The following is a 26,741-nucleotide window of genomic DNA, read 5'->3' as shown; positions in this document are numbered from 1 at the left end:
GCTCGACTTGCATGTATTAGGCACGCCGCCAGCGTTCGTCCTGAGCCAGGATCAAACTCTCCAAAGAATTTGATATAGCTCTTTAAAAAATGACGAAGCTTGCGCTTCATTCAAAAATTGTAAAACTTATTTTTGCCTCATCGTTCAGTTTTCAAAGTTCGTCTGTCGCTCTTGGCGACTAAATGATAATAACATTTATCTTCATTGTGTGTCAACCAGTTTGTTTACTAAGTTGTAAGCATCGCTGGCAACAGAGATAACTATAGCATCCCTTTCTATAACGTGGCAAGCATTATTCTAAAAAAACTTTAAAAAGTTTTAAATCACCTTTTCACCTCGGCCCGACTCAAGGATTGGAAGACGATCGACCGACGGAATGATTTTACATTACGGAAAAGTACCGACCGGGGTCAAGGGAGGATTGTACCAACTATCTAACCTAATCTACTGCTCACACTCCATATTCCCCTTTCCGGAATCAAGCGTTATCTTCCTAGCTATGATGTCTTTCCAGACTCTCGCAGAGACCAACCGTTCGGAAACAGGCCACGTACGCTACAACTACTTGAATCTCTAAATCGCGAATCAAACGTTTCAACTCCTTCTATATATAGAGGACAATTGCCTAGTAGGTGAATGGAGGTTAAATACGCCATCGACTGTTCAATACCATATATATGAAGAAAACCATCATTTCACGAAGGAATGGTGGAACAGGACCATTCGCCACAAGCAAATTTTCAGATGCGTTCTCTCACAAGGTGTCACGTTTATCCGCAATGAACACATTACAGAAACCACGCACCAACGATGTATGATCTGTTCCTTCCCGAAAACACTGCATACAAAAAAAGCCGACTCATAAACCGAGTCGGCTTCGTTTAATTAAGCGTGTGGCAAGAACATAAAATAAGCTAAGAAGATGACCAACATCCCGTACATGATCGGGTGAATCTCTTTTGTCTTCCCTTTCGCAATCATCATGAGCGGGTACAAGATGAACCCAAGCCCAATCCCCGTCGCAATCGACGAAGTGAGCGGCATCATGATAATCGTTAAGAATGCCGGAACCGCGATTTCGATTTTTTTCCAATCGATATCAAGGAGAGCTGAAGCCATCAACACACCAACAATAATCAAGGCCGGTGCCGTGACCGGTGCCGTGACAACCGCTAAAAGTGGTGAGAAGAACAACGCCAATCCGAAGAACAAACCTGCGAATACAGCAGTCAACCCTGTACGACCACCAGCCGCAACCCCCGCCGAAGACTCCACGTATGAAGTAGCTGTCGATGTACCAAAAATCGCACCTGCAACCGTCGCAGTCGAATCAGCCATGAGCGCCTTACTCGCACGCGGCACTTTGTTTTCTTTCATGATCCCAGCTTGACGCGCCACCGCGACGAGCGTGCCGGCTGTGTCGAAGAAGTCGATGAAGAAGAACGTCAAGATGACGATAAGCATTTGAAGTGTGAAGACATCACCAAAGTTAATGAACGCTTGGCCGAACGTCGAAGACATGCTCGGCGGCATCGATACAACATCTGAAATTGCAGTCGGTGTCGGCACGAGACCAAAAATCATTCCCGCGATAGCTGTCAACAACATCCCAATGAAAATGCCGCCTTTGACGTCTCGGGCCATTAGCAATGCACTTACAACAAGACCGAATACCGCGAGGAGCGTAGTTCCTGTTCCGAGCGAACCGAGACTAACAAGCGTCGCTTCGTTCGCAACGACAATTCCTGCATTTTTCAAGCCGATGAAGGCGATGAAGAAACCAATCCCTGCAGCCACCGCCATTTTAAGCGGAGCCGGAATCGCGTTAACGACCGTCTCGCGAATGCCCGAGAGCGTCAAAGCGATAAAGAACAGTCCTGAAACGAGAACACCCGAGAGTGCCGTCTGCCAAGGGATGCCCATGCCGATGACGACACTGTAGGCGAAGAAGGCGTTAAGCCCCATGCCTGGCGCGATGGCGATCGGGTAGTTGGCGAATAGACCCATCGTGACCGATCCAATCAGTGCGACGAGACCAGTTGCCACGAAGACGGCTCCCGGGTTCATGCCAGCAGCACCAAGCACGTTCGGGTTGACGAATAAGATGTAAGCCATGGCCAAGAATGTCGTGAATCCTGCGACGAGTTCGGTTTTCACGTTTGTTCCAAGTTCTTTCAACTGGAAGTGACGTTCGATCCGGCTTTCTGACGGTTGAAGATTTGGTTCTTGCTTGAGCTGTGTGCTCATTGATTTTCCTCCTTGGCTCGCCGTAAAACGAGAAAAGGTCCCCGATCGATGACCGGAGACCCCACGCGAAACATACTGGGACATACGTCCCCGAATCTATGTCTCGCCGTAGTGAAATCATTTAAGGTGATTTCGTAGAGACTCTCGGGCCATATTCCCGATATTATACGGCAAAATAATTTTTAATTGTTCGGATATGATAAGAACGTTTTTATCTTAACAACGTCAAAAACGAATGTCAACAGTAATGACGGATTTTAATCAAATATTTCATTCTAATGTTCGGTTTTTCCATATAAAAACAGAGAGGATTGCTCCCCTCTGCCTATTATTCCCACTCAATTGTTGCTGGTGGCTTCGATGTGATGTCGTACAGGACACGGTTGACGTGACTGACTTCGTTGACGATACGAACCGAGATTTTCTCGAGTACGTCCCATGGAATACGGGCCCAATCTGAAGTCATCCCATCAATCGATGTGACAGCACGAACACCGACCGCATAGTCATACGTCCGCTCGTCGCCCATGACGCCGACTGAACGAATTGGTGTAAGAACCGTGAAGTACTGCCAAATGTCACGTTCGAGGCCGGCTTTCTTCACTTCTTCGCGCAAAATCGCATCAGATTCGCGCACGATCTCGAGTTTCTCTTCTGTGATTTCACCGAGAACACGAATGCCAAGACCTGGTCCCGGGAACGGTTGGCGCCATACGATATAGTCTGGCAATCCGAGTTCAGTACCGAGTTCACGTACTTCGTCTTTAAATAGCGTGTTGAGCGGCTCGATCAACGTGAAGTTCATATCTTCTGGAAGTCCACCGACGTTATGGTGCGACTTGATCGTTTGTGCCGTATCTGTTCCACTCTCGATGATATCCGTGTAGAGCGTACCTTGGGCAAGGAAGTCCATGTCCACAAGTTTAGACGCTTCTTCGTCAAACACGTAGATGAACTCGTTGCCGATGATTTTACGCTTTTGTTCCGGATCTGAGACGCCGGCTAGTTTCGCCATGAAACGATCACGTGCATCGATTTTGATGACTTTCATGTTAAATCCGTCCGCGAACGTCTTCATGACGCTGTCCGCTTCGTTTTTACGGAGCAAGCCATGGTCGACGAACATACATGTCAACTGGTCGCCGATCGCGCGGTGAACGAGCGCCGCCACGACCGATGAGTCAACACCGCCTGACAACGCGCAAAGAACTTGCTTGTCACCGACGATTTCACGAATCTTCTCGACTTCGATGTCGATGAAGTTTTCCATCGACCATTCGCCTTTGGCACCACACACTTCATAGATGAAGTTTTTCAAGATGTCGTTTCCGTACTCCGAGTGACGGACTTCCGGGTGATACTGCACCCCATACATCTTGAGGTCATCACTCTTGATTGAGGCGACCGGACAAGAAGGGTTCGTCCCATCAACGATAAATCCTGGCGGTGCTTCCATGACGAGGTCACCGTGACTCATCCAAACAGTATGTTCCACTGGAAGATCCTTGTAGAGTGCCGAAGCTTCCGGTGTCGAGAAGAGCGTCGCTTTCCCGTATTCACGATGTGCGGCCCGCTCGACACGTCCACCGAAGTGATGCGTCATGAGCTGCATGCCGTAGCAGATTCCGAAAATCGGAATCCCGAGTTCAAAAATTTCTGGGTCACAGCGATATGCGCCTTCCGCGTACACACTGTTCGGGCCACCCGAGAAAATAATCCCGGCCGGAGCCAGTTCACGAATCTCAGCAGCGGTCATCTTGTGGGAATGAAGCTCACTATATACGCCAAGGTCACGCACACGACGTGTGATCAACTGGTTGTACTGGCCTCCAAAGTCGAGCACCAAAATCATCTCTTGTTCTATTTTCACAAAACCTCCACCTTTCTGCCTTCTTCTCAAAAAAAGAGCGAGCTTCTCCCACGGATTCACTAAACCGAAGAAGAAGCACGCCCTTTTCTGTGTATACGAAACGTGCTCCTTCATAGTCGGTCCATTTACGGTGGTCCGGTAGAGACTCTCGCGCCAATTCGCGAGTATATACGAAGGAATGCTGTTCAATTATCTAACTAATGCGTCTATCTTACTGTATGCATCCGCCTACTTCAACTCATAATTCGACGAATCATGATTTTCCAATATTCTTTATATTTTGAATTCGGTGTTTGGTCGGCATAGATACTTTGCTCGAACAGACGGGTCAATCTCGTCATTTCGGTCGACTCATAATAGGCATCGACCTCTGCAGCGAGTTCGGACGGCGTACGCCCGTCGACTTTGAAGCCTGCTCCGCGGAGTCGTTTCACTAGATATCGATGCATGGCGACGAGCCGATTTTCATTCAATGGACGCCGTGTCCACCAAAGCATCATGACGAGGCGTTCGATCGATTTTCGGTTCCATACGAGAACGGCGACCGTGAAGACAATCAACACCCAACCCCAGACCGGCATATTCCAATTCTCCGTTGCCGCCTCACCTGATGTGACATCATCGAGTGCCAATTCTTCCTGTGGACGGTTCGTCTGCTCATTGTCTTGCGATGCTTGTGGATCGTTGGCTGCCGGGTCTTCTGAATTCGTTTCGTCCTCTGTCTCGATTTGAAGTAAGCTGGCGTCCGAGAAACTGATCGTCGCCTCGAGCGGGACCCAGCCTGCGCCTTCCACGAAATATTCTACCCATGAGTGGGCATGACGGTTCCGGACCGTGTATTCTTCTTCCCCTTGGATAATCCCGCGCGCATCACCCATCGTGAAACCTTTGACCCAACGCGTCGGTACCCCGCTCGCCCGTAGAAGGACAGCGGCCGAGGTCGAGAAGTTGTCGCAGTACCCGATCAACGTATCAAACAAAAATTGATCGACGTAATCGGTATCCCCTTCCGGGACGGCGACGTCTTCCGTATTGTATTGGAAATCTCCAGATTGGAAGTAGGCTTGAACCGCTTGGGCTTGGTCGTAAGGTGTCTCACTGTCGCCCGTAATATCGGCCGATAAGTCGCGGACCCGATCCGGAAGCGAGTCCGGCAGTTGCAAGTACGCCTGCCGTTCTTCTTCCGTCAACGTCGTAACCGGTTCGTTCAATGCCAGTTGCTCTTCAGTAAAGGAAGGGACGCTGTAGCGAAGTTGAATCGTCTGCGGCGTCGTTTGGCCATCATTGTCGAAGACAATCTTTCCGGACGGACGGATGTGAATCGTCTCGTTCGGGAACGGCTCCTCGATACTGCCGACCCTGAATTCGGTCCCGTTTTCCGTCTCGGTCGCTTGTGGATACTCCCCGCCATACGGGACGAAGGTTTGACGCCGGTCGAATCGGAGCAGCGCCTGTTCAGGCGTCGTATCGACGTCCGGGTCGACGAGCTGGCCGCGGTTGTAGTCCGAGTTGAGGACCGGGGACTCGACCCAACCTTTACCGGTGTAAATCTCTTTTGATTCGATGCGCCAGTAGCGTGCCGGTACACCACGGGCGATGAAGACGATCCCGTCATCCTGTTCGAACGGTCCACCGAGTTGCTCATCGTTCACCCCGTAGCCGACTCGACCGCTGCCTGACCCTTCATCGTTCCCAGCGTTTTGGAAACTCTTCGTCAACCGATCGGACCAGTCCCCTTCAATCGTCGGCGACACGCTCGCGAGCGCCAACACGACCGAAGCGAGGAGAGCGATACTGACATAGCGGACGAGCGACTTGCTCGGCCGTTTCGCCAAATCGGTCACGAAGAGTAATAAGAGTGACGCTAAAATCGCAAGTAGTATTTTTCCTTCTCCGTCATAAAGCGTCCATGTGTCAAAGTACGCCATCAATCCGAGCGTCGAGACGATCATCCCGAGGACGAAACCATAGCTTGGATACGTCCGTCCGACCAAGATGGCGAATAGGACACCGATGAGCGCCATCGCCGAGAAGAAAATTGCTTCTTCTGGTAAAGCCCCGCTCAGCACGCCACTCAAATCTTCTAGCCAGAGCCCAAACCAATCTAAGATACTGCCGTGATACACGTACAATATGGTAAAGAAGTTGAGGACAACCACAGCGATGAACCCATACCAAGGCAACAAGCTCGCAAACATCGGTACGAGGAGTAAAAACAGGAACGGCCAATTGACGTCGAACGTCGTGCTTCCGACAATCGGCTCGACCCAAAACGACAACAAGTAAGCGGCAAGTGCCGTATAGACAATCCGTTTCACCCACATCGTCATGTCGTCACCTCATTCGCCGTGTACAAGTGATAGCTGCCTTGGGTCTCATTCATGATTTCGCGTACCCATTTCGTTTCGAGCGGGCTGATTAAAATCAAGTTTCCGACCTCTTGCGGCAAGTTACGCTTCACTCGTTCAACGAGACGTCCTTCCGGTTCCGGCGTCGCCGTCAGCAAGTAATGCCCGACCTCGGCGCTTTGGTCCGGCAAATGGAAAAGGCGGACCTGTTCTTCGATGACATACAGTTCAAACGGCAAGTTTTTCCGTTCAAGTTGCCGAATCGCGCCGACGAGTAACGACAGCGATCGTTCGAACGCTTCTTCGTGTCCGGCAGATGTGGACGGGACGAAGACGAGCGAGAGTTTTTTCTCCTGCTCTTGATCGAACGTTTTCGTCATCAAGTTATCTCGACGAGCCGAGGCCTTCCAGTCAATCCGGCCGATGCGGTCACCGGCCGCGTATTCCCGGACACCGCTCGTCGTGTTCGCCACTTCCGTATATGTCCGCGTGTGCCGGTACTGTTCGCCACGCCCACCGACCTGCTCATCACGCGGCAAATCGAACGGAAGTTCAGCCGGCGACACTTCGACGACCGTCTCAAGCCGCAACGTCCGTTTACGATCGAACAGCCCGAACACGTCACGTACGTGCAGGACCGTCCGATCGAACACGTGGATCCCCCGGCGGATCTGCTCAATCTCATAATGCACCGTCTCTGTTCGCCGAAAAAAGCGGTCGACCGGGGTAACAATTACGTCCGTCGATGTAGCGAGACGAGGCGGTGGTGTCTCTTCTAACGTGACGACCCCGACAAGAAACGGATACTTCCGCTCCACTTGCAGTTCTACGTCCATCGTTTGGCCCGAGACGAGTCGTTTCGTCGTGATTCGCCGCGAGATGTTGGCTGCCGTGACCGGGTAAATCATAAAGATTGTCCAATACGCCGCCAAAACGAAAAATGACCACCAAAGTGTCGAGGCGACGATACTTCCTTCAATCCGGGCGAACGCATAAAGTCCGAATGCCGCCGCCCACACAAGGAACAGCTTCATCCAATTTTTCATACTTCTTTGACCTCACGATCCATCGGTACAGGAAGCGAGTCGAGCCAACCTTTGACGAGATGTTCGGCCGTCTTTCCTTTATAACGTGCCTCCGCCGTCAACAAGATACGGTGACCGAGCACACTACCCGCGAGCGCCTTCACGTCATCTGGCAAGACGAAATCACGGTTATGGATATACGCCCACGCTTGAGATGCTTTCATCAAAGCGAGGGTCGCACGCGGGCTCCCCCCAAGGTATGTGTTCGGGTCGTTGCGCGTCTCATGGATCAAGCGGACGATATACTGTTTGACTGCACTCGAGACGTGAACCTCCCGCACTTCGCGTTGCATCTGTTCGACTTCGTGCTTTGTGATAACGCTTTGTAACGCTTCGAGCGGCTCCGCCTTTTCGAAGCGAGTCAACAAGGAAATCTCTTCATTGAACGTCGGGTATCCCATCTCGATTTTAAGAAGGAATCGGTCGAGCTGGGCTTCCGGGAGCGGGTATGTCCCTTCATGTTCAATCGGGTTTTGTGTCGCCATGACGAAGAACGGGGAAGGTAAGATTTTGACTTCCCCATCGACGGTCACACTGCGCTCCGCCATCGCCTCGAGTAACGCCGACTGCGTTTTCGGAGAGGTCCGGTTGATTTCATCAGCCAAGACGATGTTCCCCATCAAAGGTCCCGGACGGTACTCGAACTCTTTTGTCTTTTGATTGTACATCGAGATCCCCGTCAAGTCGGACGGCAACATGTCCGGAGTGAACTGAACGCGTTTAAAATCCAAATCAATGGCACGACTGAACGTACGAACGAGCATCGTCTTCCCGACCCCGGGCACGTCTTCTAACAACACGTGACCTCCGGCAAGCAACGCAGTCAAACTTTTTGCGATGACATCTTCTTTCCCGACGATCACCGTTTCAATGGCATTGATGATCGATTGAATGGCTGGACGATAGGACATAGCCGACTCCCCTTTTTTCTCTAATCGCTGATGCGTTCGAAAATTGAATGTTCTGACTTTATTGTGACATATTCAAGCGCTCGTGTGAAAGAAAACCATCATGCCAATCGATTTTCCATTCTTTACCCGAAAAAAGGCGCCTTGTCTCGGATTTGAGCAGGCGCCATGACGTTTATTTTGGTCGTTCGATTTCAAAAGTGTCCCCGAGGGTCGCATAAAAGTTGCCGGCGAGACGACTGACCGGCGCCAGTTGTTCCGCATCGATGCGTCCAGCATGATAAAGCGCTGGCTCGATGTGAAATCGGACGACGCGAGCGATCAACAAGTCCGCCGTCACGACGCCATCGTGTTCGATTGGAACGTGATGGTGAAGTTTACACTCCATCCGGATTTTGGCTTCTTTCACACCCGGTGTCTCCACGACGTCACTAGGCACGATGGTGAAGGCCGTCCGCTCGAGTTCGCTTTCCTCGGGTCCTAGATTGGCTGCCGTCTGATTAACGAGGGTCACATTCGTTTCGTCTACGATATGGATGACGAGTTCTTCGGTCGCGACAGCGTTACGAGCCGTGTCTTTCATGACACCGTCCTTCCGTTGAACCGACACCGAGAGAAGTGGTGGTTCGGAAGCAACGATATTGAAATAACTGAACGGAGCGGCGTTAATCGTCTCTCCGTTTCGCGTCGTCACAAATGCGATTGGGCGCGGTACGACACTTCCAATCAAAAATTTATACGCGTCACGTTCGGTTAAAGCTGAAGGTTCAATCGATAGCATACGATAGCACTCCTTTGGATTCGACTATAGGTTCAAACTATCCCGTTCACAGCGGACGTGTCAAACGTGAGCACATCGGAATGTGTAGGATGATGAAATACGGGGTATATCCGTCTAGATATGACAATTAAACAGACAATCATCTGATGGCACATCGCTTGAGCAGTTCGGTGTTCATCTGATTTTTCTTTTTGTATATTTCGGTTATGACGATTGAATTGAAGATGGTTTTAGTTAAGGAAGGAAGTAGAGCGTATTATGGGCAAGTGGATTGAACAATTGAACAGTCGTCAAATACTCGGCATCCTCTACGGAGTCTGTGCTATGAGTCTTGTCTTAACGGCAATTGGCGCTTGGGTCGTTCGAGACGGAGCGGTATCACCCACTGAATTGTTGTCGTTGCGTTGGATTTGGATGATCGGCCTCATCATGTTTATCGGTGCCATCTTATTGATTGGTCGACCGCTCATCAAACGGATATCGACTCAAAATGAAAAGATGCATGCGAAGCAACAAGAGATGCAGTCGGTGCTCGAAGCATCTAAACAAAACGAAACAAAACTGCAGTACCGTAACGAACTGATTGAAGTGCTCGCCTCGAAAGAGTCACTCTTTGATTATTCATCGGTCATCGAAAAAATCGTCTTGTTGACTGAAGCAGAGTTCGGGGCTCTACTTCTCATCAAGGACGGCGAAATTGTTTCAGTCGTACCAAAAGGCATGACGGAAGATCAACAAGAAGATTTAAAGACCAAGTCTCTTCTGTTGAAACGCGTCATGATCTCTAAATCGTTAGAAGCGACATCTAAAAAGATTGCCGACGAAATTCATGAATACCCGTATTACATTCATGAAACGGTCATCCCCGTTAAAGACCCGTCAGACGGCAACATGATCGGATGTCTTTATTTAACGTGCTACGACGAACAGTTCGACGCGAGCGAAACTTCGGAATTAAACGCGTTTGCAAACCAGTTGGCGATTTCTCTCTTGCGGACCCAACTTTATCGCCAAATGCAACAAGACCGGAAAGAGACGGCTCAGCTCATCAATTCAGTACGTGAAGCCATCTTATACCTCAACTACGAGGAGAACAGCGTTGTCGGAAACCGCGCATTCATCCGTATGTTCGACGAGTTGCAATTCGAGTATCAAGGCTACGAGCAACTGACTACCGTCTCGATCGATATCGAACAGTGGGCGGAACGCGTCGATCAACGGGATCGTTTTATTAGCTACATCGAGCGCGTGTTCGACCAAGACCCGCCAGAAGATGGCCTGTCCGTCTCGCTCGATCAAGGCGATTGCTTCCTTCAAGTATATGCCGAGAGCATTTACCGGGATGGGAAGATTCACGGCACGATGCTCGTGTTGCGTGATGTGACGGCCGAGACCGAGATTGACCGGATGAAGTCAGAGCTCGTCTCAACAGTCTCACACGAACTGAGAACCCCTTTGTCATCGATTTATGGGTTCACGGAACTGATGCTCGAGCGTGACTTAAAAGAAAAACGTCGCGAATTGTATTTGAAGACTATCCATGACGAAGCGAAGCGTCTCTCCTACTTGGTAAACGACTTCCTCGACCTGCAAAAGATGGAGGCCGGGAAACAGACGTTCGAATGGAAAACGGTCGACCTTCTCGACCTTGCCCGTGACAGCATCAGCTTCTATCAAGAAACGACCGACTCGCATCATTTACATCTCGATGCCGACGTCGGACAAGACTTCAAAATCGAAGCTGACTTAGAAGGAATGCGGCAGTTGCTCGGTAACTTGCTCAGTAACGCCATCAAGTATTCACCTGAAGGCGGCAACGTGCTCGTCTCGTTGGAACGACTCGAAGGACAAGTCGTCATGAAAGTCCGGGATAACGGGATGGGGATCCCTTCTTCCGCCTTGCCGAACTTGTTCGGGAAGTTTTACCGAGTCGACAACTCGGACCGCCGGAAAATCGGCGGAACGGGCCTCGGTCTCGCCATCTGTAAAGAGATCGCCAAAGCGCACGACGGACATTTACATGTCGAATCGATCTACGGTGAAGGTAGCACCTTTATTTGTGAGCTTCCGACGTCAAAAGAGGCGATTCATCAATGAGCGCGGCCGGATTCATTCCGGTCGTGTTTTTTATATTATTGCTTCTCTTTTTTGCAGGAATGTTTTGGCATAATCTAGAAAAAGAGTAACACCGAGAACCTGAGGCGACGTCACTACACCCTTCCCATTATTCTCGCAGGTAAAATTTAAAAAAAGAGCTATACTAGTAAGGAAGAGACAGACAAGATTGGAGGTCATGGAGTTGGATCATCGCGACCCACCGTTTTCAGAAGTAGGCGACTTTAAACAATGGGGCCGTTTTGATATAAACGTGCCACTGCAGGGCGGGCAAGCTGAACTTCAGACTGCCGTGTCGATTGTAAGAAATCATATTCCGTTGCGATTGGGTGGATTTTATATCATCGCGAGTGAAGATGGAATTTTGACGAGCGGCTCACACGACGCCAATTTACAAAAGCACATCATTCACTTGCTCCAACAAGTGCAAATGGGCCATGTGGAAGATGAGGCGTTGATGAACGAACCGATTTGGACGATTCATTATTTCACCACTCCATAAAACGACAAGAGACGATTCGGGCGTCTCTTTTTTTATGCAAAAAAAGAACGCCTCGAGAGGCGTTAATCCCATCGAGACATAATCGCAATGGATTTTTCATAGTATTCAGTGGATAGTTTATACTTCCCATTTTCACGTAGCTCACGTGCTAACCAAAGTGCGTATTTGTTTGTGTATAGATAGTCATCGAATGACTCAAAATATTGAACAGCTTTTTTTAAACTACTAATTAATTTTAATTTATCGTGTTCTTGATAACAATTTTTATAAACTTCAAAATGATGGTGAAATTCTTCTAGACCTTCATGATCCCCTATAATCTCATATCCATTACCGAGCCATGTTATAACCCCATCTGAGTCTTCTTGTTCAGCATAAACTTCGATTAAGGAAAGAACGCTGTAGAGTTTGCTTTTGGGATCAGACTTGTAAGATAGACTTTCAAGAAAATACTCCAACGCCTTTTCTTGGTTACCTAATAAAGAATAAATTTCCCCCATATTGTTATACAACATGCCATTATAATATTTTAAGTCAGTTGCACTAGTGACTTTAGTAGCTCGTTCGTAATGAGACAATGATTCTGAATAGCGTTTTCTTCTTTTGTAAGAAAGCCCGATGATTAAATGACACTCAATGATTCTTTCTACATAAAAATTATCTTTAAAATATCCAAGTGCAAATTTAACGTTCTCAATAGCTTGTAAATAATCCGTCGATTTATAATACAATCCCCCCATGATATATCGCATATCTGCAATCTCCCAATCAGGAATATTCGATGTAGGCAATTGTTCATTTAGTTGCTCTAAAAGCTGCAATGATGATTCCTTATCGTTTGATTGAAAATGGGTCAAACTTTGCATGAGCAAATATCTGATTTTATTGTCTCGATCTAATTGGTCTTCAAGCCACCCAAGTTCGTTTAAATAACGCCCTTTTCCTCCAGGCATCAAATCGAATCTTGCCAATGTAATCAGTAACATAATATATAATTCTTTCGATTGATTAACTACTGGATTAGAAATGTATTTTTCAATCTGCTTTCTTCTATCTTCATCTCTTCTCGTTAGAACTGCTTCTTTTAAAATACTTTGAATTTCTTCTCTGACTTTATCAACTTGTTGACTAAAATCAAAATAAACAGGAACATTTATATTCAACTTTTCAAAAATCAATTCTAGTACTTCTTCACTAGGTGTCGTTTGATTATTCTCAATCTTACTTAAATACGATATGGAACAAATACCTCTCGCTAAGACAGATTGCTTCATGTTCTTACGCATACGCTCTACTTTAATAAGGTTACCGTAGTTATATTCCATCTTAAGTAGTAGCTCCTTCGTCCCAAATATGATTAGTTTTTATATTAATTATTCGCTATTTCCTGCTGTTTAGGAAAATGGAAGCTAAAAACCTCAAAAAATCCGATGCTTTTTGCACTAATTTTCCCAACCGACTACTAAACGAATGACCTAATATACATGTTAAGATTTAAATAAGAACTAATATATTAGTTCTCAATTTAGGTCCATTGGTTTATTAACAATCTACCATCAGAAAATATGGACATTTAATAATGGAGGTGAATATAGCATATGGGAAAGTTAAACTTCTTGCTTGCTGAAGACTACATTAAACCAAAAATCTATTTTCAATCAAAACAACAAAACATCTTTGATGCATCATACTCTTCGTCTGATCGAAGTCAATTTGAAGGATTAGAACATTTAACCCAATTGTTACGTTCATCAACAGGTTTTATAGTTAACGCTTTCCAAGTTGATTACTATCAAACTTTACCACGACTCATAGCTAAAACATTGAAAGAAAACAAAATGTACAAGCGCGTTTATGTTTTAGGTCCTGAACTATCTCTTTCCATTCTAAAGCGCAGTTCTAAAACCGTCTATGAGAAACATTTCCAAGAATTCGGATATATAAATATAGAACAAGCATATGATAGTGTTCTTAAACAGTGTTTAGCACTATTAAAAGAAGGTCATATCTTATATGTTCTTCCTGAAGCCTCTATTTGTTGGAATCCAGAACCACTTACACAATTTAAAAATAGATTTACTCCTTTGTGCAGCACCTTACTTAGTCAAGAAGCAAACGTTCCGATTTTGTCATCAAGCACAAAAGAAAATAATGACAAATTTATTTTACACGAACCAAACATGCCTCAACAGTACATTGGTGACTTAGAAACTCGCATTGAACAACAATCTGATGCGATTTATTCATTGCTAGAATCACCATTTTCTGAGTAAAATCATACTAGGGATCGCAGCTTACAAAATACACCACCCTACATTGGAGGAATTATCATGAAAAAATTAACTGGAATTTTCTTTATTGCCACAGCACTCTTTTTACTCGGAACTTCTTTCAAACCATTAGCAGACGATTTTCCACGTTTGACAAAAATCGATATGATTGTAAAACCTGCGGCAGATGATTTTCCACGCCTTACGAAAATCGAAGAGCCTATCAAAACATTCGCTGATGATTTCCCACGCCTTACTTGATCTACACAAGAGACGCCCTTGCGCGTCTCTTTTTTATTTCCGAATCTCTGGAAATAAACTTTTAGAAAAAAAGTAAAACAATTTACATATTAACCTCCATTTTTTTCTTGTTTCCTTATATAATAACGGAGACATGATGACGATTTCATTTCACAGCTATTTCATATGAACGACGAACAAAGGAGCGGATCTCGATTGAACCGAACGAAACCATCTTGGAACTTGAAACTGTTGCTTAGCTCTTCCCTTGTCATTAGTGGCATGGCCATCGCCCCATTCGACTTGACGCCGACCGGTTTCGAATCGAGCCGTGTCGAAGCTGCCTCGACCTACACGACGACAGCTAACTTGAACCTTCGTTTGAGTGCCGCCACTTGGAGTCCGATTCTTCTAACGATTCCATCCGGGGCGTCCGTCAAATATGTCAGCACGTACGGGTCTTGGTACAAAGTCAGTTACGGCGGAAAGACCGGCTACGTCGCTTCGCAGTACGTAAAAGTATCGAGCGCGTCGACAATCACGCCGAGTTCAGCCTCGTACTACAAAACGACAGTCAATTTGAACATGCGATTGACGGCAGCCTCATGGAGCACGGTCTTGATGACCATCCCGAACGGTGCCACTGTCAAGTACGTCAGCCGCTACGGCTCTTGGTATAAGGTCAGCTACAATGGGAAAACGGGCTATGTGGCTTCCCAGTACTTATCAGCCACAGGAGCCCCGACCACGACGACATCGACAACCTCTTACCAAACGACGGTCAACTTGAACATGCGTTTGACGGCTGCCTCGTGGAGCAAGGTATTGATGACCATCCCGAACGGCTCGACCGTCAAGTATGTCAGCAAGTACGGCTCTTGGTATAAGGTCAGTTACGGTGGGAAGACGGGCTACGTCGCTTCACAGTATTTGAAACCAACCACGACGACGACGACACCGACGACGTCCACGGGTACGGGACGTACGATTGTGATCGATGCCGGACACGGTGGAAACGACCCTGGAGCTGTCTACGGCTCATCTTACGAAAAAGTGATTGCGTTCGACATTGCCGCACGTCTCGCGAGTACGCTCTCGAATACATATGGCTATAACGCACGGATGACACGCACGAACGATGTCTACTTGTCGCTCGCACAACGCGTCGAATTGACGAAGTCGTATAAAGGCAGCGCCTTTGTCAGCATTCACAACAACTCTTCGACGAGTACGTCTTACCACGGTCATGAAGTACTCGTGCCGACCGGAGAAAGCTATACAACGAACCCATACATCTCGGCTAGCCGGAGTCTAGGAGCGGCCATCAACCGTGAACTCGGTGCCCGTATCCCGACAATCCGTAACCGTGGCGTGAAGTATCAAAACGTTTACGTCGTCGGAAAGAACAGCGTCCCTTCGACACTCGTCGAATACGGGTTCATCAGCAACGCGAACGACCGCTCGCATTTGACGAGCACCACCTACCGGCAACGGATGGCAGACGCCACCGCTTCTGGGATTCATCAATTCATGAGCACTTATAAATAAGCAAGAGACTTGATCGCGTCGCGGTCAAGTCTCTTTTTCAATGGCGGGACAACGCCAAATTTTATGATGCGCCCCCGGTCCCCAATAGTGCTCAATCGTCGCGAGCGGCGGACCGAGTTGCTTCTCCCAATAGGCTTGTGACGTCGGAAAGCCTGCATCTAAATAGAATGCTGTTTGTTGATTCGCCACGAGTTGACGTCTCATGTTGTGAATCAAGAAACGACCGACACCTTGGCGTTGGGCACCAGGTGCGACGTACATGCATCCGATTTCAGGAACGTTTGGCTCGATGTCGACGTGTGCGGCAATGATGTCATTCGGAGGCAACATCGCGGCCGCCCCTACGATGACGTCGCCTTGGAGCACCACAAAAATTTGAACGGTCTCGTCCTCGAAACTGTCTTGAACGGTCGTATTCAACCGTTCGACTTCTTCATCCAGCAAGTCGGCATCCTCAAACTGTTCTCGGCGAATCAAGTCACTCAGACTCTCCATGAACAGTCGTTGGAGCGGCTTGACGTCTTCGCGGTCAAGCGGGCGAAAGTTCAATGTCTCCACTTCCCTCTAGTCCTGAATTGTACGTGCTAGTCTTTACCCGCGTCCCGATTGGGTGTAACGTTCGCTTGATGCGATCCTTCGACCGCTTCGAGTTGCTCGAGGTGATCATAACCGAGATGGCCGTGCGTCTGCCAGACGAGGATGATCGCGGTCGTAAGGAGTAACAGCGTCAAGTGAAGAAATCCAATCGGGAACGCGCCCGGCTCAATTAACGGAACGAGCGTGAACGAGACGTTGAACATCGTGTGCAATAAGAACACGGACCATAAGTTCATCGTCGTGACATTATAGAGCCACGAAATGATAAACGTGAACGCCAGAATTGCCGAGCCATACGCCCAAAACGGGATCAATGACTGCCCCGACCCCTCCATGAAGAAGAGCGGAATATGCCAGCCAGCCCAGATGACGCCGACGAACAGGCTCGCCTTGACGGGCGTGACTTTCAGTTGAAACGCATCGAGCAAATATCCGCGCCACCCGTACTCTTCTTGGATTGTTCCTCCAAGAAACAACATGTAGAGGAAATAGGGAACAACGAGCCATGGACGTTCCAGTAACGACGCGCCATCGGCATCGGACCACCAATAGGCAATCAAAAACAACACAGGCAGGAACAAGAGCCCGAACGCGTAATAGCGAACGGACATCTTCCACTCGAACCCTCGCTTCCAAAGCGTCTTCACTCCTAACCAGCCATTCTCTCGGAACGCCATATAGCTCCCTGCCAGACTTGGACCAAACGCCCCAATCACGATAATCACCTGGATCGGTAATCCGGTCCACATATACAGCCCCCACCACGTCAGCCATGAGAACCCGAACGCGATGAGGAGAAATAAGGTGACTTCTTTCTTTGTCGGAATCACTCGTCTCCCCTCCTTCTATCCGTAGTTTACCCGCTTTCCGTACGACTTCCCTATTTCACGCAAAAAATATTTTCATTATAAAAAGCAAAATGATAGATGGACTTTTGTTTTCCAAGGTATAATGAAAATTACAACAAAATTACATTCATAGTGAGGTATATATGGAACCAGTCGTTGAACACTCGATGAGTCACAACCTGTTTCTTGTGATTCTATCCTATCTGATTGCCGCCGTTTCCGCTTACGCCGCCATCGAACTGGCGCGACGTGTCAATTCAGCGAACCGTTCCGTCCAAAACGTGTGGATCTTAGCTGGAGGTGCGACGCTCGGTCTCGGGATCTGGTCGATGCATTTTATCGCCATGCTCGCGCATGAGGCGTTGCGACCGGTCACGTATTCGATCCCGCTCGTCCTATTTTCCGTCATCATCGCCATGGTCGGCTGTATTTTCGGCTTCTTGATCGTCTCGCGTCGCACGACCCGCCCTGCTTTGATCGGTGCCGGGGTTGTGATGGGCGGCAGTATCGCGATCATGCATTATGTCGGCATGGCCGCCTTGCAAGGTGTAGTGACTTCGTATAATCCATGGCTTGCGGCGTTATCGATTCTGATTGCGATTGGCGCCTCGCTCGTCGCCCTCTGGATTGGTTTCTTCTCGAAGTACGCCAAGCAAAAGATCGATCTCGAATTGAAAGTATTCTTCTCGTTGCTGATGGGCATCGCCATCTTCGGCATGCACTTCGTCGGGATGCTAGCCGCTTCGTTCACGTTCATCGAGACGGATCGTCCGTTCGCCAATGCGATCGGGCCATCGTTACTCGCATGGCTCGTCACGGCGATCACGATTCTCTTGTTCGCGATTTTCTTTCTGTCGCTCACGCTCGATCGTCACCTTCGTAAACGAGAGTTCATTCAAGCGACGATTCTTGAGTCGACGACGGATGCCATCGTCACGACGACGAAAGATGGAATGATCCAATATGCGAACATGGCGTTCTATCGCTTGTTTGACGAAATCGAAGAAGATGCTTTTTTCCAAGACTATCATCCGTCGCTCACGATCAATCAACCGTTTTATGAACCACGGCGCATTGACATCGATGACCGAACAATCGAAGTGACGAGTTACCCACTCAAAGGCGAAACGATGGACCAGATGCTTTGGTTCCTCCGTGACGTCTCAGAAACGATCGCCTCACAGCGTCTCGTCGAACATATGGCGTACCACGACACGCTCACGGATTTGCCGAACCGGCACAAGCTCGAACGTATTCTCGCCGAACATATTCAAATCGAGGACCCGGTCGCTTGTCTCTACATCGACATCGATCGTTGGCGGTTCTTGAGCGACATGCTCGGTCATCATGGTTCGGACGAATTGACGATGCAAATCGCCGAACGCCTGCAAGTGACCATTCACCCGGATGACATTTTGACGCGCGTCGGTTCATCCGAATTCATCATCTTGTTGTTCGACAAGCGGAGCACGCTCGCCAAACAGAAAGCCGAGAAGTGTATCAAGGCGATCTCGCAACCGTTCGATATCGACGGGACGACCGTCGAACTGACGATGAGCGCCGGCATCAGTCATTATCCGAAAGATACGAAGTCGGCCGAGGAGCTCGTGCAATACGCACGCCTCGCCGTCCACGAGTCGAAACGGACCGGTAAGAATCAAATTAAAGAATTCGAAGACGAGTCGAAGCATCAAATCCTTCGTACCGTCGAAATCGAAAAGGCGCTCGCGCAGGCGCTCGACCGAAATGAGTTTTCACTCGTGTACCAGCCGAAAGTGTCACTTACGCAAAATCGACTCGAAGGCGTTGAGGCGCTTCTGCGTTGGAACAACCGCGAGCTCGGTCACGTGTCACCGACAGACTTCATTCCAATCGCGGAGAACACCGGCCTGATTCACTCAATCGGCAGTTGGGTCATGCGTGAGTCTTGCCGAGCCTGGGTCCGTTGGAAGAAATCCGGCGTGAAACCGTTCACGCTTTCGGTCAACGTCTCGCCGCTCCAGTTCGCGCGTGAGGATTTCGTCGAGTCGCTCCAGGCCATCTTGGATGAGACCGGGATGGACCCGATGTTCCTCGAGCTCGAGGTGACGGAGTCGTCGATGCTGTCATATGAAGAATCGACGCGAGAGAAACTCACCCAGCTCCATCAGTTCGGGATTTTAATCTCACTCGACGATTTCGGGACGGGCTACTCGTCGTTCCGTCAATTGCGTGAGCTACCGGTCCAAGTATTGAAAATCGACCGGTCGTTCATCGTCAACTTGTTCACCGATCGGAACCAGGAAGCCATCGTTCGCTCGATGATTCAACTCGGTCATAACTTGGGCATGAAAGTGCTCATGGAAGGCGTCGAGACGTCGGATCAGCTCGAATGGTTACTGAACGAACAGTGTGATTACGTCCAAGGATATTACTTCAGTCGTCCACTTCTTGAAAAGGACGTCGTGAAACATGTAAAATCAGTCACGACGTACATCGAGTTTGGAAAGACACGCGCTTAATCAGACTGCAGCCCTTACGCTGCAGTCTTTTTTGTATGCAAAAATTCTCCCATGCCACCAGGCACAGGAGAATCGTTTTACGAGACTTGCGCTTTTTCTTGCTCGCGAATCAAGTGATATTGCTCGAGGATCAGCTTCGTCAGCGTATCGTCCTCATGCAGTTGGAGATATTTTTCTACCGTCGAGACGATGCCGTCTTCTTCGATGGAAAGATTAAGTTCAGAAGATTCTGAATCCTCAGGGTTGTAATAGGTCAAGGCAGCCGCGATTCCGTAGGCCAGTTCATTCGGTTCGATGCCGTTATCAATGAGTTCGCGGGCCGGTTTGACGAGCCGGTCACTCGGTCCGAGCTTACGGATTGGTGAGCGGGCGACGCGTGAGACTTCATCTTTCAACTTCGGATTCTCGAATCGTTTGATGATCTTTTGAATGTATTGGCTATGTTCTTTCGCCTCTCGTGTTTCCAGCCGCTTTTTTCTTGGCGCTCGCGCTCTTGTTCAGCTTCCCGTTCTTTAAAGAATGGTGGGATGACCCGTCGCTTCGCCCGTAAGCGTATCGCTTTGCCGGACGTGTTGCCGGCGGCGTCTTGTCATTCCAGCTCTTCGCCTGGCTCCTATTCGGTCAAGGCGAGTGGATCGGAAGTATGTTCTTGATCCCGTTCCTCATTTGTCTCTACCTCGTCATCCGCACGTTCAAATGAAAAAGGGGGAAGCGACTAAGCGTTCCCCCTTTTTTAAGAGATGTCGAGATCGAGTAAGACTCCATAGTGATCACTCGGCAGCATGTCGGTGATTGAATCGGACGTCTTCCCAAACACGTCCACGCTCGAGATGAGCGGGACGTTTCCTTCGTCGTGACGCAATAACATCCAATCATAACGCGACGGTCGTTTCAGCAAGGCATCCTGTTTCAAATACGGATTGTGTCTATAATCCAACGTCGGCTCATCCCCTCCACGATGACATGTGGCGACATCAATCCAACGATGTGCGGTCAAATCACGATAAATCTCCGACTGCGGATTGTCATTGAAGTCACCACATAGCAGCTCGTAACGTTCTCCCTCACCAATCCACTCGCGGACGGCCCGCACTTGCGTTTCCCGAATGTCCGGCGACCGCCAATTCAAATGGACGTTCGTCAACCCGAACGTGTGACCTGCTGCCTGGAACGTCACCCGCATCGCACAGTAGTTCGCTTCTTCGACATCGTGGTGCCAAATCGCATCATGCGTATCGAGCGGAATGTTGCTTAAGATTGCGAGTCCTTCATCGGGTGAGTCCGGATAAGCGAGAAACACGCAATTTCGATAACCCGTCTCGTTGGCGATTTGCTCGGCTACACTGATGCCTCGCTCCCCTTCCACATGCGTTTTGACTTCTTGAAACGCCAGCACATTGGCGTCAATCATCTTCACTGTGGCACAGATGGACTCGATCCGCTCCGACCAACATGTTGGATTGTTCCAGAGGTTGAACGTCGCAATCCTCATGTACTGGCTCCACTTTGTTGCAAATCTGTCAGCACGAATTGTTCGCTTTCTTGAAGCTGTTGAATCGTTTCGCTCAACTCACCGACCGTGTTGTCTAAATAGTAACAGTCCGGTGCACCGGAACTTAAAAACTCGTTCCGCAATATGATAACCCGCTCCCCCATCTGCGCATCGCTCGGCCGGTGTTGATCACGTTGGACGTGAACGTCTTGCTCCGCCCATAAGATGACGTAGCGCACTTCAATACCTTGTTCAATCCAGTGCGCCGTGTAGCGCTTCACGTCCTTCCAAAGTGCGACCCAGTCGACGACGACATCATATCCCGCTTCAAGAAAATTATCGGTTAAAGATACGATGTTCTTCCATACCAGGTCGTTCGCCCGCTCCGATTCCCATGGCCTTTCACGACCGGACACCGTCATATGACTGATATCGTCACCAGACACATATGCACTCTTCTCCATGTCTTGAGCGAGCCGTCTCGCCGTCGTCGACTTTCCGACGCCAGCCGGTCCCGAGATAATCCATACCTTCCACTTCATCAATTGTTCCCCCTTCAACATGTAAAAGGAAGCGCCTAAGCGCTCCCCCACTTTTGCTCTTCTCTCAATTCGGCTTCCGTGACGTAGTGATCGTCGAGCTGAGCCATGTGACGCTCGTACAGACGATGCTCAAGAATAGCGAGCCCATATGCTCCTAGCCCAATCAAAGCGAACGTTTGGAGTGTAATCAAATCCGTGAACAATGCATAAACCCACACTAGGAAGAATGGTAGCGTCACGAGCCCGAAGATGGAGTTAAGATGGATGAGGCGCTTTGCTGCATCCGACTTCAAAAACTGCTTTTTGATGTTCTCGCGTTGCCACATCTTACGAAAATCAGGAAGACCCGCTGCGACACTGAGAAATATGACTGTCATTGGTGAGAGCCAATTATACTCTAATGAGAAAAATAGAAGCGCGGCCAACACCGCTGACAAAAACACTTGCGTGGAATGCTTTCTCTGATCGAACGCCGTCAATTCACGCATTTGGCTACGCTTATCCATGCTCTCGCTCCTGCTCCATCTCACGGGCTTCCCGAATCAACTTTAAGTCCTCTCCCGTCAAATAATGACCGTCATGCTTTTGGATGATACGATCGAGCCATCTGCCGAAAAAGGCAGCTCCCCAGAAAAAGGCTTGCGACAACAAGAACGCCTGGAACGTCTGCGGTTGTGGCGTCTCATAAAATACGACGACCCCGTAGTATCCGATCGCGCTAAACCCAATCAAATAAATCGTGTACCGCAGCGTGAGCAGCTTTCGTGCTTTTTCGTTTTTCACGAACCGGAGCCACATGAGGAATCGAGTCGTTTCAATGCTAATCAACATAGCGAAAATCGCTACTAAGAACACTAGAAAAAACGAGTCAGGCATCTCCCAGTACGATGCGTAAACGAGCATCCCAACGATTGCAGAAACAGCCAGGATGCCAAAACCCCAACCGGTCCACTTTTCAAATCGAAGAATCGTATCAATTTGTTGTTTTGATTGTGGTGACAGTTCCATTCAACTCATCCTTTCGATGACTTCATCATATGTCGGTATATCGGGATCATACTGTTTCAATTGACGCGCAATGATGCGGGAACGATATTTTTCAGTCAAACCCCAAATCCCAAATAGAAATCCAATTCCAAATCCAAGCGACTCCGTTGTGAGTAAGGTCGTCATGAACGTACCCATCAGTATTGCGCTAATCCACGTGTCCGCGTATTCGACTTGCAACCACCGTAAGCTTTTCGGATGCGTCGAGAAGTGCCGAAGGAGGCGGTATTGTGTATGCCCCATGAAAATTAGAAACAGCGCCACGGACCACATTAAAGGAATCAACAACATCTTTTCGAATAGAAGGGCCACAATCATAGATAGGATATAGAGGACTAGTACTGGTACACCGATTCGTCGGATTCGCTTCACCCATCGGACTTCTTGTTGAATCTGATTCTCCATCCGCTCACCCCCTCAGTTGTTCATATGTAGGACGCCACACATCCTCTTCTTTCATCCGCTTCTCGATTCGCATCGTCACCCATCCGGCCACGCCCACAATCAGAACTCCACCGATATATGCTGTATTCGACTCTAGCAGCTTCCCCCCATTGATGGCGATAAAAAAGGCGACCGTATTCAGGCAGTCACTTCCGATTTGTCGGCGATAGAGATGCGACAATTGCGGATTCAACGTCCGCCGCATCCGGTAACGCTTGACGTACATCACATTGATGGGGACGAGCATAAGCCCCGTATAAACGATGCCCCAATCCAAACTGTCCGTCCATATCGTGGCGGGGATCACGATGACGAGAAACACGCCTAAAATCCCAAAAATCAGTTGGTGGAATGCGCGAAACCAGGCGCGCTCCGCCTCTACTCGACGATTCTTCATTTCACTTCCTCCAACTCGAGGGCGCGTAAGATTGGGTCATATTCTTGTAGTGTCCGGTTCAAACGGCGCGACACGATCTCGGCCATGATTCCCCAGATGACGACAGCGAACGCCCAATAGAGGTTGTCTCGACTAAAGATCAATAGCCCACCGACCATGATGACAAGCACACTCGTATTTACGAGGTCGTATCCTAATTGCCAGCGGAGCATCTTTTTGGCGACAGGATTGACCAGAAACGACCGTCTCATCCGATATTTCGCCACGTCCGAGACGAGCAGGGCGATTCCGACGAGACCGAGCGGGACAGTCATCCACGTCGTCTGTCCAACGAACATCAACGCGAACGTCAGGATGACCACCACCAATAAGACGTACCCGATGCGTGTATGCCGTTGCTTCCATTCTCGTTCCCGTTCCATTCGAACTGATTGTGCCATATCCTTCTCCTCCTCAACTCTTCTCCTTTTCTATACGAAACCCTTTCAAATTCGTTTCGCCATTTTCAAGGATTCTCTTCACAATCGTTCGACGTTTTTCAACAAATGCCGAAGGATTGTCGTCCATCAATCTATAATTTCCGATATACTGATAGCGTATTCATACCTACAAATTTTGTTGCGAAAGGTGCAGAAAGTCATGGGTCCAAAGTATAAGCAAGTCGCTGAACAGATTGAGACGGATATTATGAATCACGTCTATCAACATACGAACAAGCTCCTCACCGAGGAAGAATACGCCACGAAATACGGCGTCAGTCGCAACACGATCCGAAAAGCGATCGAGATTCTCGTCAATAAAGGCTACGTCTATCAAGTCCAAGGGAGCGGCGTCTTCGTCCGTGACCATTATATGAGCGATTACGTGAACCTCGAGAAGTTGCAAGGTCTCACGAGCGACTTCAGTGGACGGAAAGTCGAGACGCGCGTCCTTGATTTCGAATTGACGACAGCGAACGATGAAGTGGCCGAACGGATGAAGTGCAACGTCGGGACGCCCGTCTACTACGTCAAACGTCTCCGGCTCGTCGATGACCATCCGTTCTCGGTCGAGGATTCGTATTTCCGGAAAGACCTTGTCGTCTATCTCGACCGGAACATCACCGAGAAGTCGATTTACAACTACTTCCGCAACGACCAAAAACTCGCCATTGGTTTCGCCGATCGTGTCATTTACGCCGACTTTTTGAACGCAGAAGATGCCAAACTACTCGGGTTGAACGAAAACGATCCGGCCCTCCTCGTTGACAACACCGTCTATTTGACAAACGGTCAAATCTTCGACGTATCGCGCTCGACACATCATTTCCGTCATGTGAAGATGCTCAAAGTCTCAAACATCAAGTCCTAAACGCGCTCGAGAGATTGTTCTCGTGTGCGTTTTTTTATGTTCGCATTTCGGGCAAAAGAAAGGGTTTACATGTAAGCGGCATCGTTCACTATCATCTTTTTATAATTTGTAACTATGAATTTTGGTTATCCATACAAAAAGGAGAGATACTATGGTTTCTGAAACAATTGAAATTACTCCCAAAGATATCTTCGGTTTAATCGCCCTTTCAGGCGACGCGAAAGCAAGCTACCATCATGCGATGCTGTTGATGCAAGAAGGCAAAGCAGAAGAAGCGGCTGAAGCGGTCAAAGCTGGTGACGCGACATTAAAAGAAGCACACGCCATCCAGACGAAATTCGTCACACTCGAGGCACAAGGGAAAACGGCTACGGTCGGAGTCCTCATGGTGCACGCGCAAGACCACTTAATGAACACGATCCTCGTAAAAGAGATGCTCGGCTATATGATGAACATGCAAAACGAAATCAACCAATTGAAAGGAATGGATCAAAAATGATGAAAATCGGACTCTTCTGTGCAGCAGGTATGTCAACAAGTATGTTAGTCGAAAAGATGAAAGCGGTTGCCGAGCATACGTTCACAGAAGTCGTCTATGACGTGCTTCAAGCACCACTTCAAAACTTGACAGACACACTTGCCGGAGTCGTCATCATCGTGGTGCTCATGTCAGTCATGTGGTGGTGTGGAATTCACGGTGCTGCCATCCTCATGGGGATTAAGGGACCACTCCTTACAGCTAACACGCTTCAAAACCAAGCACTCCTCGATGCGGGTGAAACACTCCTTGCCGGTGAGAACGCGAAAATCGTTACAATCCAGTTCCTCGACGTGTTCACGAAGCTCGGTGGATCAGGCATCACAATCGGGTTCATTATCGCAACACTCATCGTCGCCCGCTCGGCTCACTTGAAGCAACTCGGTAAGCTCTCGCTTGCACCAAGTCTCTTCAACATCAACGAGCCGGTCATCTTCGGGATGCCGATTGTGTTCAACCCGATCATGTTCGTACCGTTCGTCATCGTTCCTGCCATCGCATCGTTCATGGTGTACTTCTCAATCCTTTGGGGCTGGGTCGACCCGTTCAACTCGCTTCAAGTGCCATGGACGACACCACCAGTAATCTCCGGTTTCTTAATCGGCGGATGGCGTGCAGCGCTCTTGCAGATTGCAACGATTGCCATGGCCGTAGCCGTCTACCTCCCGTTCGTCCGCATGCAAGACCGCGTGTCGTACGGTGAAGAGTTGAAAGCACAAGAAGACGCAGACAAAGCGTCAGCCTAAGCCCAAGACAGCCCTTTTCAGCGATGAGAAGGGCTGTTATATTTAGGGAAACAAGTAATAATGTGGATGGTCCTCAAACATTGTCCGCTCAGTCGCCACGACTTAGAAATGAGGAAAGATCTCTATGACAAGAAAAAATATGCAATGGATCGCGTTTGCTATCGCTATTTTGCCTACGTTCGCTCTAGCGATGGCTATGATTGTCGGATTTCAGTTATCAAGAGAAGACACGAGAACTATCTTGTCTATAGCTTACGGGCTATCGGTGGCCCTACTCTTGATTTCTCTTCTTCTACCTAAGATAGTTACTAACAAATAGATAAGG

General features: G+C 48.6%; 26 protein-coding genes, 1 rRNA gene and 2 riboswitches. Of the genes, 9 read left to right on the top strand and 18 right to left on the bottom strand.

What is annotated here, in order from left to right:
- The 7 genes from KNP06_RS11260 to KNP06_RS11230 all read right to left on the bottom strand — a co-directional run.
- Window positions 1-67 (bottom strand): 16S ribosomal RNA (locus KNP06_RS11260); the annotation flags it as partial.
- A gap of 818 nt (window positions 68-885) precedes the next feature.
- Complete coding sequence (locus KNP06_RS11255) at window positions 886-2,247, bottom strand: NCS2 family permease (protein ID WP_251129787.1); 1,362 nt, start codon at window positions 2,245-2,247, stop codon at window positions 886-888.
- An 89-nt stretch (window positions 2,248-2,336) separates the two neighbouring features.
- Window positions 2,337-2,438, bottom strand: a riboswitch (purine riboswitch).
- A 137-nt stretch (window positions 2,439-2,575) separates the two neighbouring features.
- Complete coding sequence (guaA, locus tag KNP06_RS11250) at window positions 2,576-4,099, bottom strand: glutamine-hydrolyzing GMP synthase (protein WP_034781662.1); 1,524 nt, start codon at window positions 4,097-4,099, stop codon at window positions 2,576-2,578.
- Window positions 4,100-4,210: 111 nt separating this feature from the next.
- A riboswitch (purine riboswitch) is annotated at window positions 4,211-4,311 on the bottom strand.
- Between the two features lie 39 nt (window positions 4,312-4,350).
- Entirely contained in the window at window positions 4,351-6,447 is a 2,097-nt protein-coding gene (locus KNP06_RS11245) for a transglutaminase domain-containing protein (protein ID WP_214712917.1), read from the bottom strand.
- Window positions 6,444-7,511 (bottom strand): DUF58 domain-containing protein, encoded by a 1,068-nt coding sequence (locus KNP06_RS11240; protein WP_214789074.1) that lies wholly within the window; start codon window positions 7,509-7,511, stop codon window positions 6,444-6,446. Before KNP06_RS11240 ends, KNP06_RS11245 begins: the two co-directional genes overlap by 4 nt.
- Window positions 7,508-8,461, bottom strand: coding sequence for an AAA family ATPase (locus tag KNP06_RS11235; RefSeq protein ID WP_214764512.1), 954 nt, complete (start codon window positions 8,459-8,461; stop codon window positions 7,508-7,510). Before KNP06_RS11235 ends, KNP06_RS11240 begins: the two co-directional genes overlap by 4 nt.
- 172 nt (window positions 8,462-8,633) lie before the next feature.
- A complete protein-coding gene (locus KNP06_RS11230) occupies window positions 8,634-9,239 on the bottom strand; it encodes a flavin reductase family protein (protein ID WP_214789071.1) in 606 nt (201 codons plus the stop codon).
- Between the two features lie 258 nt (window positions 9,240-9,497).
- Between KNP06_RS11230 and KNP06_RS11225 the strand changes: the two genes are divergently transcribed.
- Window positions 9,498-11,336 (top strand): ATP-binding protein, encoded by a 1,839-nt coding sequence (locus KNP06_RS11225; protein ID WP_251131585.1) that lies wholly within the window; start codon window positions 9,498-9,500, stop codon window positions 11,334-11,336.
- Between the two features lie 202 nt (window positions 11,337-11,538).
- Window positions 11,539-11,856, top strand: coding sequence for a hypothetical protein (locus KNP06_RS11220; protein ID WP_131490827.1), 318 nt, complete (start codon window positions 11,539-11,541; stop codon window positions 11,854-11,856).
- Window positions 11,857-11,918: 62 nt separating this feature from the next.
- Here KNP06_RS11220 and KNP06_RS11215 read toward each other — a convergent pair whose 3' ends face one another.
- The gene (locus KNP06_RS11215; RefSeq protein ID WP_214764514.1) at window positions 11,919-13,181 is read right to left on the bottom strand and encodes a tetratricopeptide repeat protein; all 1,263 of its coding nucleotides are present in this window, start codon (window positions 13,179-13,181) and stop codon (window positions 11,919-11,921) included.
- A gap of 273 nt (window positions 13,182-13,454) precedes the next feature.
- Here KNP06_RS11215 and KNP06_RS11210 point away from each other — a divergent pair, with 273 nt between their 5' ends.
- From KNP06_RS11210 to KNP06_RS11200, 3 genes are all read left to right on the top strand, one after another.
- Window positions 13,455-14,129, top strand: a complete 675-nt coding sequence (locus KNP06_RS11210; protein WP_214709517.1) for a hypothetical protein — start codon at window positions 13,455-13,457, stop codon at window positions 14,127-14,129.
- A gap of 57 nt (window positions 14,130-14,186) precedes the next feature.
- Complete coding sequence (locus tag KNP06_RS11205; RefSeq protein WP_214789068.1) at window positions 14,187-14,387, top strand: hypothetical protein; 201 nt, start codon at window positions 14,187-14,189, stop codon at window positions 14,385-14,387.
- A 195-nt stretch (window positions 14,388-14,582) separates the two neighbouring features.
- The gene (locus tag KNP06_RS11200; RefSeq protein ID WP_214789065.1) at window positions 14,583-15,914 is read left to right on the top strand and encodes an N-acetylmuramoyl-L-alanine amidase family protein; all 1,332 of its coding nucleotides are present in this window, start codon (window positions 14,583-14,585) and stop codon (window positions 15,912-15,914) included.
- Window positions 15,915-15,938: 24 nt separating this feature from the next.
- On the opposite strand, the gene KNP06_RS11195 is transcribed toward KNP06_RS11200, so the two are convergent.
- Together KNP06_RS11195 and KNP06_RS11190 are read right to left on the bottom strand one after the other, a co-directional pair.
- The gene (locus KNP06_RS11195) at window positions 15,939-16,463 is read right to left on the bottom strand and encodes a GNAT family N-acetyltransferase (RefSeq protein ID WP_214789062.1); all 525 of its coding nucleotides are present in this window, start codon (window positions 16,461-16,463) and stop codon (window positions 15,939-15,941) included.
- Between the two features lie 35 nt (window positions 16,464-16,498).
- Entirely contained in the window at window positions 16,499-17,341 is an 843-nt protein-coding gene (locus KNP06_RS11190) for a CPBP family intramembrane glutamic endopeptidase (protein ID WP_214789058.1), read from the bottom strand.
- 161 nt (window positions 17,342-17,502) lie between these two features.
- On the opposite strand from KNP06_RS11190, the gene KNP06_RS11185 reads away from it, so the two are divergent.
- The gene (locus KNP06_RS11185; protein ID WP_251131584.1) at window positions 17,503-19,860 is read left to right on the top strand and encodes a bifunctional diguanylate cyclase/phosphodiesterase; all 2,358 of its coding nucleotides are present in this window, start codon (window positions 17,503-17,505) and stop codon (window positions 19,858-19,860) included.
- A 77-nt stretch (window positions 19,861-19,937) separates the two neighbouring features.
- On the opposite strand, the gene KNP06_RS11180 is transcribed toward KNP06_RS11185, so the two are convergent.
- The 8 genes from KNP06_RS11180 to KNP06_RS11145 form a co-directional block, all read right to left on the bottom strand.
- Window positions 19,938-20,327, bottom strand: a complete 390-nt coding sequence (locus KNP06_RS11180) for a mannitol dehydrogenase family protein (protein WP_251128760.1) — start codon at window positions 20,325-20,327, stop codon at window positions 19,938-19,940.
- Window positions 20,328-20,593: 266 nt separating this feature from the next.
- Window positions 20,594-21,352 carry an endonuclease/exonuclease/phosphatase family protein gene (locus KNP06_RS11175; RefSeq protein ID WP_214789055.1) on the bottom strand — a complete coding sequence of 253 codons (759 nt, stop codon included), beginning with the start codon at window positions 21,350-21,352 and terminating at the stop codon, window positions 20,594-20,596.
- A complete protein-coding gene (locus tag KNP06_RS11170; RefSeq protein WP_214789053.1) occupies window positions 21,349-21,894 on the bottom strand; it encodes an AAA family ATPase in 546 nt (181 codons plus the stop codon). Before KNP06_RS11170 ends, KNP06_RS11175 begins: the two co-directional genes overlap by 4 nt.
- 35 nt (window positions 21,895-21,929) lie before the next feature.
- A complete protein-coding gene (locus KNP06_RS11165; protein WP_214789050.1) occupies window positions 21,930-22,400 on the bottom strand; it encodes a hypothetical protein in 471 nt (156 codons plus the stop codon).
- A complete protein-coding gene (locus KNP06_RS11160; protein ID WP_214789046.1) occupies window positions 22,393-22,902 on the bottom strand; it encodes a hypothetical protein in 510 nt (169 codons plus the stop codon). The genes KNP06_RS11165 and KNP06_RS11160 overlap by 8 nt, the downstream gene beginning before the upstream one ends.
- The gene (locus KNP06_RS11155) at window positions 22,903-23,346 is read right to left on the bottom strand and encodes a hypothetical protein (RefSeq protein ID WP_131472859.1); all 444 of its coding nucleotides are present in this window, start codon (window positions 23,344-23,346) and stop codon (window positions 22,903-22,905) included. It abuts the gene before it with no gap.
- Window positions 23,347-23,350: 4 nt separating this feature from the next.
- Window positions 23,351-23,782 carry a hypothetical protein gene (locus KNP06_RS11150; protein ID WP_214712173.1) on the bottom strand — a complete coding sequence of 144 codons (432 nt, stop codon included), beginning with the start codon at window positions 23,780-23,782 and terminating at the stop codon, window positions 23,351-23,353.
- Window positions 23,779-24,222 (bottom strand): hypothetical protein, encoded by a 444-nt coding sequence (locus KNP06_RS11145; RefSeq protein ID WP_214712172.1) that lies wholly within the window; start codon window positions 24,220-24,222, stop codon window positions 23,779-23,781. The genes KNP06_RS11150 and KNP06_RS11145 overlap by 4 nt, the downstream gene beginning before the upstream one ends.
- Window positions 24,223-24,421: 199 nt before the next feature.
- Between KNP06_RS11145 and KNP06_RS11140 the strand changes: the two genes are divergently transcribed.
- The 3 genes from KNP06_RS11140 to KNP06_RS11130 all read left to right on the top strand — a co-directional run bounded on the left by KNP06_RS11140 (window position 24,422) and on the right by KNP06_RS11130 (window position 26,416).
- On the top strand, window positions 24,422-25,132 hold the full coding sequence (locus KNP06_RS11140; protein ID WP_214789043.1) for a GntR family transcriptional regulator: 711 nt from the start codon (window positions 24,422-24,424) through the stop codon (window positions 25,130-25,132).
- Window positions 25,133-25,283: 151 nt separating this feature from the next.
- The gene (locus KNP06_RS11135) at window positions 25,284-25,631 is read left to right on the top strand and encodes a PTS lactose/cellobiose transporter subunit IIA (protein WP_214709491.1); all 348 of its coding nucleotides are present in this window, start codon (window positions 25,284-25,286) and stop codon (window positions 25,629-25,631) included.
- On the top strand, window positions 25,628-26,416 hold the full coding sequence (locus KNP06_RS11130; RefSeq protein ID WP_214789040.1) for a PTS transporter subunit EIIC: 789 nt from the start codon (window positions 25,628-25,630) through the stop codon (window positions 26,414-26,416). Before KNP06_RS11135 ends, KNP06_RS11130 begins: the two co-directional genes overlap by 4 nt.
- Window positions 26,417-26,741 lie beyond the last annotated feature (325 nt).

This window comes from Exiguobacterium sp. s21 (assembly GCF_018617975.1).
Lineage (GTDB): Bacteria > Bacillota > Bacilli > Exiguobacteriales > Exiguobacteriaceae > Exiguobacterium > Exiguobacterium mexicanum_A.
The sequence above is the reverse complement of the archived record's forward strand: the minus strand, read 5'-3'. Positions and strand labels throughout refer to the sequence as shown.